Genomic DNA, 11,706 nt, shown 5'->3' with positions numbered 1-11,706 from the left:
AAAACTGTTATTCAATAAAAAAAGATGCTGAAATAGCATCTGAATGTGAAGAAATAATTTTAACTTAGTTTTGTAACTGTTAATTCAACTGAATTTATACCATTGTCACAAGTTACAATACTTTGACGATTAAAACCACTATTATTTCTAAGTTGAAGAGTTGAATTAGCAGGCACTGTAACAATTGTTTCGCCAACGAGTTGAAGACATTCGTTATTTGATGAAGTATTCATTTGAATAGCGAAGTCACCTTGACTATTAGCAAGTGGATTGTTATTTAAAAATATAGTTATGACTGGGATATGTGGAAATACAGGATTTAAAGTAGTATTAATACTGGAAATGAACGAAACTCTATAATCACCAGCTTGTCTAAAGTGTATAGTAGTAGGATTTAGTAAGGAAACACCTCCTGCTAAAGGTCCAACGTGATTAAATGGAAAAGGATCGCCAAAAGGAACAGTTATAAATTCAGTTTGCCAAAAAGTTCCGTATGCAGGACAGCTTCGTTTATGTGAATGGTCACATGAACATTTTTTATTTGAACTGGAAGAAGATTTGCATGAGCATTTTTTATACGAGTTTGAAGAATGATAGTATGAACCCAAAATATTACCTCCTATTCTTAATAAATTTAAACCACATAGTAGTTTATGAAGATGAATCACAATTGGCGTGTATGCTTGTACTATAAAAGGAAATAGATTTGGAATATAAAGTGGTCAAATGATGAAGTGTAGTATTTGGGTATTACCTGTAACACCTTTTGAAGATGATAAGGTTTATAATTTGATAGAAAAATAAATGGAATTTCTAAATAGATTGAAGTAACGAGGAAACGTTTATCCCACTATTTTCCGAGCAGTAAGACTCCCATCTCAAAATTCAGCGAAAGCAAAGAAGTTAGGTGGGGGATGAATTAAACCCCCACTCATTAAAATTTCACTTTACTATATTTATTTAGTCTGACAAAACAGAAATATTACCTTTAGCTGTATGGATGTTATCATTTGGTGAAAATATAATATTTATCTATATTTATATTAGGTTATTTAGTTTATTTTTTATTTGCGTAGCTGAGCAGGAAAAAGTCAGAAAATATAGAATAATATACATATGAAGCATCGTTTGTTTTTGGTGTGAATAGTAATTAAAGATACGCTAAAATATTTAAAATTGTAACGAAAGAGAGATTAAATAATAGAGGGAGCAACTTACATGGAAAATATATTAAAGGTATCTTCAAAATCAAGCCCAAATTCAGTCGCAGGTGCAATAGCAGGAGTACTAAGAACAAGTGGTAATGTGGAAATTCAAGCGATTGGGGCTGGAGCTATAAATCAAGCGATTAAAGCAATTGCGATTGCAAGAGGGTTCGTCGCTCCAAGTGGTATTGACTTAGCTTTTGTTCCAGCGTTTCAAGAGATTTCTATCAATAATGAAGAAAGAACAGCGATTAAATTAATTGTAGGCCCTAGAAAGAAAAGGTCTTAGTAGAAGAGAGCGTTACTATAAGGGAAAAAGGCCAATAGACTTCCCAGGTTAGATACGCTATTTTATGTAACCGATCCTTGGGTGTGGACACGGCATTATACCGGACTCATGTCTGTTAATTTCTCCTTAAATTTAGCGCGTGTTCTAGATACTTAAAAATGCCAAATCCTTTGTGATATAAGGGATTTGGCATTTTTGATGTTTTTAAAAATAAACAACCTTAAAACTGCTCATTTAGAAGATTTAGTTTTAGTAGCGGCCATTGAACGTTTTTATGATAGTTTACCTGATAAATGGTCTTTCTAATTCTTGCAGCTATAGACTGTTCGTGTTGGTATCTATTCAAGTCAATTTTATTACGCTCCATAACCTTTGTTTTAATTTGATTCAGTGTTCCTGCTCCATCTAGTTCGGTTAATATTGCTATAATTTCATCTAGCCATGAAGTGCTGTTGGACATACATATACCTCCTAATAAAACATGTGTACTTATTTTTATTTTAATCTTTTAAATTTATATATTCATATATTGATTCAACAAAATTAGCAAAATATAAATCTATTGATAATATTATTAAAGCGTTGAATGAGAGCTTTATTCTTTCTGAGGATGAGCAAGAGGAAGATATGTATCAGGCTAATATTGATTCGGATTTTAGTAAAGTAAAGATTGCAGAAGAAGAGAAACCGGAAAATCGAAAAAAAAACTAAAATGGAATCTGGTAGGGAAGTATGGCCTCGTGATCCGAAAAAAGCTAAACAAGCTATTAAACAGGCAGAATTTAAATGTGAAATAGATGACACACATGAAACATTTGTATCGGAAGCCAGCCGAAAAAATTATATGGAGGCCCATCATCTAATACCGTTAAGAATGCAACATGATTTTGAAAATAGTTTAGATGTTGTTGGAAATATAGTTAGTATATGTCCGAACTGTCATAGGTTGATTCATTATGGAAGAGACAAAGATAAGAAAAAAGTTTTAGAACTTCTCTTTGAACAAAGAAAAGATTCTTTGAAGAAGTTCGGTATTGAGGTATCTCTCAAAGAGCTATTTGGATACTATGGAATTCTAAAATAAGAATATTCATAGCTATAGTGAAGGTAGAATGTTTCATACTTAAACATAGCTATTATTGTGATGGAAATTTAAATTTCGTCTTTTGAAAGTATCAATAATTTGTATTATTTTTATAGGGTTATATATTTTTCTTTTGCTCTGCTGTATAGCAGAGCTCTTTTTTTTTGTCGTACAAAAGCCACCTATATATGTGAACTGCATCCCAATTGTTAGACTGTGTCTAACAATTGGGGTGCAGTTCAGTCCTGTCGGGCGGCTTCTTTTAATTTATATTCACCAATTCATTAAACTTAAACTTAGTATTCAAACCAAAGGCATCTGTACAATATATAGTTTTCGTCATCGGTTCAATATGTAATACATTTATGTACATGTCTTGCACCATTCCATCACGATAGTATGAGATATGTATTTCTTCTTCCTCGTGAAAAGATTGCATTAACGCTCTTTCTATTCGTTCCATAGTATCTTGTGTTAAAAAAGGTTTAGGTACTTTATATTGTTCCTCAAACATTCTATGTATTTCCTCGTATTGCTCCGGTATTGAAGCAAACGGATTCCATTTCACCATACCTCTTCCACGTACTACAGGAAAGCTGTTATATCCCATGATGTAATACCTCACTTTTGTTTTTTTAATGCCACTACAAACAAACATGTGTTCTTTTTTAAGGTTTGAAAAGGGACCATTTTGTTAACATGAATATTCAAAAATAATTTTTTCAAGTTAGAATATTCAAAAACTTATTTATGCAAACAAGCATGTCATGATAACATTTAACAAAAGGGGGTAGAAGTAGATGAGTGTTGACATTATTTCTAAAGAAGAAATCACAAAATTATTAAACGAATGGTATCAAGCTATGATTTCACAACGTGTATTACAGTCTCAGAAAATAAAAGAAGATATTGCAAATAAAATCAATAATATTAAGGAAGACCAAACAATATTAGTCTACTACGCTTTATTGAATGCACGGTATAAACTGCTAATTCGGGATATGGATAGTACAAAAGATATTCTGGACAAAATCGAGCCTTTACCAGAGTCTACAGAAACATTTTTAGAGTACTATCATCATTTATTTAAAGCAATTTACGCTATTAATAAAGCAAACCATAGTGAAGCAAGAATGCAATTTGAAAAAGCTGAAACATTTTTAGAGTACATGCATGATGAAATTGAAAAAGCTGAATTTAATTATTGGCTTGCAGTCCATTACTATCACGTATTAAAACCGATCCTAGCAGTTCAATTTGCTACAAAGGCGAATGAAGTATTTTCAATTAGTCCAGGGTATGAATTAAAAACTGCAGCATGCTTAAATACTTTAGGAATGGCACACATTCGACTAAATGAATTCGAAAGTGCAGAGGAATATTTACTTTCAGCACTAGGTACCTTCCAAAAATCTAATGATGAACTTCTTATTAAACGAGTTAAGCATAATTTAGGACTTTTATACGCAAGTCAAAACATGCCAGAGTTAGCAATTAAACACTTAGAGGATTCATTAGAAAATAACGCTAAAACTATGTTTCTTTTAGCAAGAGAACATTTTAAGTTAGGTTATAGTCATATCGCTAATGAATATATTGAGAATGGCTATAAGATTAGCGACTTATGTTATCGTCATCATTTCCGAATTTTAAAAGCAGTACATAACTATGTACCGCAAGAAGAATTAGAAAATGTGGTTATAGAAGGTATTTCGTATTTTGAAAAAGAAGAATTATATGATTGGGTAAAAGAATATGCTTCTCTTTTAGGTGAAAGATTCTATGGTTCAGAAAATCACAGAAAAGCAAGCAAGTATTTGCACATCGCTTTAGATGCAGACAAAAAGAGCATAGAAAGAAGGGCGCTAAAATGAAAAAAGCAATCTTATTAATGATGATGTTATCCGCTGTTTTTACTTTTGGTCTTACTAATGTAAAAGACATACCACAAAACGAAGCAATTGAAGTGTTTATGGATCATGGAGAACATATTTAAAACCTAAGGAAGAGGGCGCTTATAGTGTCCTCTTTTTAATATCTATTATTTATATGATGAGGTTGCAGGTACGTCTTTTGGTTATTGTTTGATAAACGTAAGATGTTTCTAAAAATGTGTATACAAAGGTGTAATTTTGTACTGTATATGTTCACGTACTATATAAAAAAGTATGTAAATCTATAAAAATAATTATTTCAATAAAATTTGTTTTAGATATTAAAAAGTGCCAAAACCCTTGTGGTATAAGGGGTTTGGCACTTTTGTGTTTTTTATATTTTATCAAATAAACAATTCTAAAACTGTTCATTCTTCTCCCAAGATTCAACGATATAGTATGAGAAACCTTATTATATCAAGGTTTATAAGTGGTGATTCACCTCGATGTTCACATTTTGCNTGTTCATTCTTCTCCCAAGATTCAACGATATAGTATGAGAAACCTTATTATATCAAGGTTTATAAGTGGTGATTCACCTCGATGTTCACATTTTGCTCACATTTAATTTGTTCATTTTTTATCAGGTGTTTTCATTAGATTTTATTACGCTCTCGAAGTTTTCTGCTGCTTGTTGCTGCATGTTCTGTGTGATGTGGCTATACTTGTCTAACGTCATTTGAATAGATGAGTGTCCTAAGCGATCTTGTACGATTTTAGGGTGTTCTCCAGCCTGAAGCATGAGTGTAGCGTGAGTATGTCGTAAGTCATGTATACGAATTCGGGGAACACCAGCTTTTTTATAGTGATCATTCAAAAAGCGATGGGGAGCATCTATATGTAAGGGCGAATGTATCGTATTGCCAGTGAAAATATAGGTCTCTTCATTCAAGTGTATACCCCAGCGGAAAAATTCTTTCTTTTTATAGGAGTAGTAGGATTGTAACTTCCCTATAACAAAAGAAGAGATACTAATGCTTCTATTTGAAGACTTAGTTTTTGTAGCAGCTTTAAAAAGTCCTTTTTCTGTTTTTACAAGCGATTTATTAACCAGGATACGTTTATTATCAAAGTCAATATCTTTCCATGTTAGTGCAAGTAATTCTCCGCGTCTCATACCTGTATAGATTGCAAGTAAGAAGAACATATGGTACTTAATATTTTTTTCTTCTAGATACTGGAGGAATCGATTACATTCTTCGCTGGACCATGTTTTCATTTCACCTTGCTCTTCACGTGGTTTTTTAACCTTATTCATTATATTATCATGTATGATTTCCCATTCTACAGCGTGTTTGAAAATGCATCTTAGACAGCGATGGATATTGCTGATTGTACCATTTGATAGTCCTTTTTCCTTAAGTTCAGCATAGTAGCTTTGAATCATTATGGGCTTAATACTTTTAATTTTTTTATAACTAAATGGGGGAAGGATATAGAGCTTTACTAAGCTCATGTCTTTCTCATAAGATGTAATTTTTAATTCAGCTTTACGAAGAGGCTTTAACTTTTCCCATACATCTAAAACAGTTAATTGTTTGTCATCAAAATATATTCCTTTCTCTATCTCTGTAATCATCGTTGCAGCAGCATTTTGAGCTTCTTTTTTTGTTCTAAATCCACCTTTATTTTTTTGCTTTCTTTTGCCTGTCAATGGATCTATACCAACATCTATAGTAAACGCCCATCTGTCTCCACGTTTACGAAAGTATCCCTTCAAATTGAACCCTCCTTAAAAAGTTATTAACTCATTTTGTAGTGTTGAGTAATGTCATCTTGTAACTTACTAGCTAATAGTTGATTTTCAAAACGCAGTAGCCTTTTTTCAGCGAATTGGAGTGAGACGTTAAAAGTCTCAGCTATAAAATGTGCTGTTAAATATGAAGGAGACAAGTTTCTTAACATAAAAGTTGGAATACAAAACTGTAATTCAAAATTCTTAGCTTTTGCTTCTTGGTAATCAAGAAACATCTTAGACATTAATAATTGGTTACCAGAATGTAAGAGTATGTGACATAGTTCATGTCCAAAATCCTCCCATTGCTTTTGTTTTGTTTGTCGATTATCAATTATTAGGCTATACATTCCGTTCCTTTCGATAGCATGGCTACCAAATGGAGCACAATAGAGCCAAATATTTAATTTATTCGCAATCTCAATCATATCAATTTGTTCTGGAACAATAATAGATAAGGAATGGTACATGTGCTGAATATAGTCTTCGAGTTGTGTCGTGTAGTAGGGTTGCGATTGAAACATAATTTTCACTCCGTTTAAATTATAAAATAAGAACATTTGTTCTTATTTTATAATAAAAGAGAAAAAGTTTGAAGTTTTATTTTTATATATTGATTTTAAAATATTAAACTATGTGAGATTGCTAATTTATATCTTGCCAGGAATTAAATGTTAAGATACGGTAATAAATGAAAGAAATATATGGCAAAGAGGGTTGAGAGTAGTTGGAAATGAAAACAATGGTAACACAAAAACAAATTATAAAACATTTCAATTTATCTAGAGATACTTTGGTCACTATGGAAAAAGAAGGATTACCTTTCTATAAAATTAGTACTCGTGATAAAGGGTATGATATAGAGAAAGTAAGAGAGTGGTTAAAAAGTATTAGAAAAGACATCGATTCAATGGAAATAGGTAAAATATACGATAATAGTGAAATTGCTAAACATTTTAAATGTGGAAACATGGGTGGAATGAGGCGATCTAAAAAGACAAATACATTAGTATTATTTTCTGATCATACAAAAGGTATTTATGATGATCGTTGGGATAAAGATATATTATTTTATACAGGAATGGGACAAGAAGGACATCAAACACTAGATGGAAACCAAAACAAAACATTGTACGAATCCAATGAAAATGGAGTAAGTATATATTTGTTTGAGGCGTTTCGACCTGGTGAACATATCTTCATGGGGCAAGTTAAACTTATAGAGGAACCTTTTCAAGAGATACAGGAAGATACACAAGGTAAAGATAGGATGGTATGGGTTTTTCCAATTCGTTTATTAAAAGATAATGTAATACTTTCAAATAAAGTGGTTCAAAGCAAACAGGAGAAAGAACAAAAGGAAGCAAGAAAATTAGATTACCAAGAATTAAAGGAGAGAGCTAAGAAAGCTGCGCCTGTTAGTAATAAACGATATACAAAAACTGAAACGTACCAAAGAAATGAATTTGTGGCAGAGTGCTCAAAAAGGCGTGCAAATGGCATATGTGAGTTATGTGAGCAAGAAGCTCCATTTGAAGATAAAAAAGGGAATCCTTATCTTGAATCTCATCATGTAGAATGGTTATCTGAAGGAGGAGAAGATACTATCTATAACACAGTAGGAGTGTGTGCAAACTGCCACCGTCGTCTACATGTTCTAAATGATAAAAATGATGTTATGAAGTTAAAAGTAAAATTAGACCAATATAAGAATGAAGATGATAATTGAATTACACTAAAACCTCTAAGGAATGATTGAACATGAAAAACATAGTTTCCGTCGTTGGAGCGGTTATATTTAATGATGATAATGAAGTGTTGTGTGCATTGCGTTCTCCTACAATGTCACTACCCAACTATTGGGAGTTTCCGGGTGGAAAGATAAAAGAGGGAGAAACTTTACAAGAAGCTTTAGTACGTGAGATTAAAGAAGAACTAAATTGTATTATTTCTATAGGAGAAAAAGTAGAAGAAATTGAGTATGAGTATGAGAATATTATTGTTCATCTAGTTACATTTAAAGCGTGTATTGAGTACGGTATACCTGAAGCTTTTCAACATGCGAAACTGAAATGGGTTAGTGTCGCTAATTTGCTAGAGCTTGAGTGGGCCCCAGCTGATATACCAACAATAGAAAAATTACAGAGTTCCCTTTAATGAATCGATACATAAAACTTAAGTATAAATAGGTATTAATTAAAAAAGAATAATTTTATTTTTGAAAATAATTAATTAAAAGGATAAGTGATAGTATGAGTAAAATGTTGCAAAATAAAAAAATATTGGAGAGTTTCAAAGATACAATTCCATTCATTTCTAAGTTTACTGTGGATAATCTTAAAGATTATGTTGAGAAAAATGCAGTTAAAGCTCTTGAAAATACAAACGGTTTAGTGGGGATAACCGTAAAGTTATTTGGCCAACAACTAATTGATAAATATTTTGAGCGTCAATCTGAAAAAAAACTTGAGAATTTTGGATTAGGTACTTATTTCCTTTCAGCGTGTATACAGGCAGAGCAGTCTTTGGGAAAATTAGAAGATTTTTCAATAGATATTCATGTGCAAAATCATATAATAGATTTATTTGAGACAAGTATAAAAAACAAACAGGATAATATTTGTAATTCGGATATTATCTTGCACTATACTCCAATAAAACATCCAGCTGTGCATTTTATAAGGGAATCATGTGAGCATTTGTTAGATCAGATTATTTTAGAAGAGCCATGTGAGAAGCAACGAATAATTAATTTTTTTGTAAAAGATTTTAACGAGAATATTGCGAGTGAAGTGGAAAAGCAGTTTGGTGAGGATTATCCTCGGCATTTTGAAGAAATACAGGATGCATTGTTAAAAAATAATGAATTAAGATTATTAAATGACACTCTAAACTTAGAAAAAATTGGATATGTTCAATCAGAGGAGTTTAGATATCAAACAACTTATGCAAGTTGGAGGAAGGTTACACAGTATAGAAATGAGAGTAGTGAATACTCAGATGAAAATATAACTGATATTGATGAGGAAGAAAAAAAATTAGAGCCAATTGAAAATTTAATTAAACAATATTTTTCTGAAACAGAGGATAATATAGAAAAAGTACTATTTGTAATAGCTGACTTTGGAAAAGGGAAGTCGACTTTTATGAAGTATTATGCCTCACAGTTAGCAAAGAAATATCAACAACGTGGTGAGGGCTTATTCCCAGTATATTTTAATTTAAGAGAATTTGATACTTATAATCAAGATAGTGTATATGGTGTCATTAGTGATTATTTAGGAAGGAGGTATGGTATTGATTTAGCTGAGGATTCCTTCAAATCAAAGGAATATTGTTTTTTAGTTGATTCATTAGATGAATCGGGGAATCTGAATGAAGAACATATTGAAAAAGTTGTTTTATCTGTTAAGCGAATACAGAATCTAGATGTAACAAGATCTAGAAAAAATAGAGTAATAGTTACATCTAGACCAATAGAATACGGACTACAAAAACAATTAAATCAACATAGACCATTTACAATAAATAATGATGAGGAAAGGCCAATAGCGCATTATATTTCCCTATATGGTTTTTTAAAGTTTCAATTTAATGATTGGTTATATGATAGTTTATTAAGAGAGGAAGATTTAAAACTTGATAGCTATAAAGGGATTGGGAGAGAAATCATCAATAGCCTGAATACTGGATTAAGAATAGATGTTTATAAAGAATTAATAGATAAAAAAATATTAACACATGATGAATTGAAGAGACCTATTTTTGCCTATATTCTATATAAATTAATAATAAATAAGGAGGAGCTTTCTGGTACCAATAAAATTGGAATATATTTATCTTTTATTAATCTACTTACTAAAGAAGCAAAGTACATGGAGTCAGTTAAGGTGATTAATTTATTAGATGAATTTAGGTTTAGAAATATTTTGCATTCTACGGCAGCTTTATGGTTATTTGAAAATCATATCGGCAAAAGTAGAAGCTTATTAACTAAAGAAAATATAAGTAATACGTTAGAAGGTGCTGTAATAGATAAGAACGATAATGCAAAAAAAGAACAATATAAAGAAGTAGAGGAGATAAGATTTTTATCACAGTGTTATTTCGGACAAGATGGAAATCATTTTTATTTCCAGCATCAATCTTTCGCGGAAATGCTTCTTGCTGAATACTATTTAAAAGTATTCATAAATTATGCTCTTAATGACAATACAAGTGTTGAAGAGGCTAGGATTAGATTGAATATAGGAAATCCTACTGCACAAACTATAGAATTTTTTAAAGGATTATTAAATCTATTAAAAGAAAGTGTTTCTGATAGTTCAGTGGAAGAGGTAATGAAAAGACGAAGATTGCTTTTCCCAATGTTAGCATCACTATGCATTCCGGAATATGGTAAAGACCTATTTACACATAAACTAAAGTATAAATGGTTTGATGAAGTCACATTTGATTCTAATACTACTAAAATACCAGACATACTTTTAAATGAATGGCCAATAGATGAGAAAGTATTGAATAAAATAGTTGAATTATCATTATCTATAATTCAATCAAGTTCGAATTACTTTCTAATTAAACCGATTTCGCAACATACAGCTCTATTTGATAATGAATTATTAAAGGTGCCGTTACCAATAGATCAAAATGTTCCTGATATAGATCGATGGCTAGGGCTTATTACAGGGACTACATTGTACAATGATATAAACAATAAACAATTTTTCTTATCTAAGATGGAGGATTATTCAGTTTTGTTTAAAATGTTTAAAAACTGGAATCATTTTGCTGGTAGTGCGGCCCCTGAATGGAGTCAGGATTGTTTTCAGGGGATAAATATGGAATCTATAGATAATGATTATAACTTAGGGCGTGAGAGATCCAGAACCTATTTGCTATCGGGGTTACGGCTAGGAAATATAGATTTTTCTTATAGTAAATTTAATAATATTGTTTTTGAAAATTGTCATTTAAATAACGCGAACTTTGAGAATTCAACCTTTAAATATGTAGATTTTGAAGATTGTAATTTAAGGTATGGGAATTTTGAAAATACATACATTCGTAATTCCAAGATCGAGACATCTATGATTCAAAACTGTAAATTTCAAGGAATCAAATTTTCGAATTTTATTATAAATATGAATGAAATTTTACAAGGGGTATTGGTACCATATTATTTGGAAGAAAAACTGTACGGCTCATATGTTGGAGGTGGCATGTTGATTAATCTTGGTGGTAGAAGTTTTCTAAATGGATCAGAGCATTATAGAATAGGATCTAAAGAGATAATTAGTATGTTTACTACACTAAAACCATTCATATCTTTTGTAATTGAAAATTCTAATGTAGAATTAGATGAAGTAAAGGGATGGTTTGTAACAGATGATGAGGGAATAGATGGGATAATCGATGAAACTTTATCTAATTTGTTTGAGTAGATTTAATTTTAATTG

12 protein-coding genes are annotated in these 11,706 nt (G+C 31.2%); 7 read left to right on the top strand and 5 right to left on the bottom strand.

Going from position 1 to position 11,706, the window contains the following annotated elements; translation table 11 throughout:
- Positions 1–59 precede the first annotated feature (59 nt).
- Positions 60–608, bottom strand: coding sequence for a hypothetical protein (locus tag ACK1U5_RS08125; protein ID WP_000536153.1), 549 nt, complete (start codon positions 606–608; stop codon positions 60–62).
- Between the two features lie 610 nt (positions 609–1,218).
- On the opposite strand from ACK1U5_RS08125, the gene ACK1U5_RS08120 reads away from it, so the two are divergent.
- Entirely contained in the window at positions 1,219–1,494 is a 276-nt protein-coding gene (locus ACK1U5_RS08120; protein ID WP_000427801.1) for a stage V sporulation protein S, read from the top strand.
- Positions 1,495–1,714: 220 nt separating this feature from the next.
- Here ACK1U5_RS08120 and ACK1U5_RS08115 read toward each other — a convergent pair whose 3' ends face one another.
- Complete coding sequence (locus ACK1U5_RS08115; protein ID WP_000071988.1) at positions 1,715–1,954, bottom strand: hypothetical protein; 240 nt, start codon at positions 1,952–1,954, stop codon at positions 1,715–1,717.
- 210 nt (positions 1,955–2,164) lie between these two features.
- On the opposite strand from ACK1U5_RS08115, the gene ACK1U5_RS08110 reads away from it, so the two are divergent.
- On the top strand, positions 2,165–2,578 hold the full coding sequence (locus tag ACK1U5_RS08110) for an HNH endonuclease (RefSeq protein ID WP_232487518.1): 414 nt from the start codon (positions 2,165–2,167) through the stop codon (positions 2,576–2,578).
- Positions 2,579–2,840: 262 nt separating this feature from the next.
- On the opposite strand, the gene ACK1U5_RS08105 is transcribed toward ACK1U5_RS08110, so the two are convergent.
- Positions 2,841–3,188, bottom strand: coding sequence for a YolD-like family protein (locus tag ACK1U5_RS08105; RefSeq protein ID WP_000541074.1), 348 nt, complete (start codon positions 3,186–3,188; stop codon positions 2,841–2,843).
- A 190-nt stretch (positions 3,189–3,378) separates the two neighbouring features.
- On the opposite strand from ACK1U5_RS08105, the gene ACK1U5_RS08100 reads away from it, so the two are divergent.
- Together ACK1U5_RS08100 and ACK1U5_RS08095 are read left to right on the top strand one after the other, a co-directional pair.
- Positions 3,379–4,452 (top strand): response regulator aspartate phosphatase, encoded by a 1,074-nt coding sequence (locus ACK1U5_RS08100; RefSeq protein WP_000109862.1) that lies wholly within the window; start codon positions 3,379–3,381, stop codon positions 4,450–4,452.
- Positions 4,449–4,574, top strand: coding sequence for a hypothetical protein (locus ACK1U5_RS08095; RefSeq protein ID WP_000709202.1), 126 nt, complete (start codon positions 4,449–4,451; stop codon positions 4,572–4,574). Before ACK1U5_RS08100 ends, ACK1U5_RS08095 begins: the two co-directional genes overlap by 4 nt.
- Positions 4,575–5,095: 521 nt before the next feature.
- Here the strand turns inward: ACK1U5_RS08095 and ACK1U5_RS08090 are convergent.
- Together ACK1U5_RS08090 and ACK1U5_RS08085 are read right to left on the bottom strand one after the other, a co-directional pair.
- Entirely contained in the window at positions 5,096–6,232 is a 1,137-nt protein-coding gene (locus ACK1U5_RS08090) for a site-specific integrase (protein WP_448814816.1), read from the bottom strand.
- 23 nt (positions 6,233–6,255) lie between these two features.
- Positions 6,256–6,771: an ImmA/IrrE family metallo-endopeptidase gene (locus ACK1U5_RS08085; RefSeq protein WP_078187620.1), complete on the bottom strand. Its 516-nt coding sequence runs from the start codon at positions 6,769–6,771 to the stop codon at positions 6,256–6,258.
- A gap of 209 nt (positions 6,772–6,980) precedes the next feature.
- Between ACK1U5_RS08085 and ACK1U5_RS08080 the strand changes: the two genes are divergently transcribed.
- From ACK1U5_RS08080 to ACK1U5_RS08070, 3 genes are all read left to right on the top strand, one after another.
- Positions 6,981–7,976: an HNH endonuclease gene (locus tag ACK1U5_RS08080; protein WP_448814815.1), complete on the top strand. Its 996-nt coding sequence runs from the start codon at positions 6,981–6,983 to the stop codon at positions 7,974–7,976.
- A gap of 32 nt (positions 7,977–8,008) precedes the next feature.
- The gene (locus ACK1U5_RS08075) at positions 8,009–8,404 is read left to right on the top strand and encodes a (deoxy)nucleoside triphosphate pyrophosphohydrolase (RefSeq protein WP_098773614.1); all 396 of its coding nucleotides are present in this window, start codon (positions 8,009–8,011) and stop codon (positions 8,402–8,404) included.
- Positions 8,405–8,499: 95 nt separating this feature from the next.
- Complete coding sequence (locus tag ACK1U5_RS08070; protein ID WP_448814814.1) at positions 8,500–11,691, top strand: pentapeptide repeat-containing protein; 3,192 nt, start codon at positions 8,500–8,502, stop codon at positions 11,689–11,691.
- The last annotated feature ends 15 nt before the right edge of the window (positions 11,692–11,706 follow it).

The organism is Bacillus sp. XB1 (genome assembly GCF_053557995.1).
This window is presented reverse-complemented; position numbering and strand designations above follow the sequence as displayed.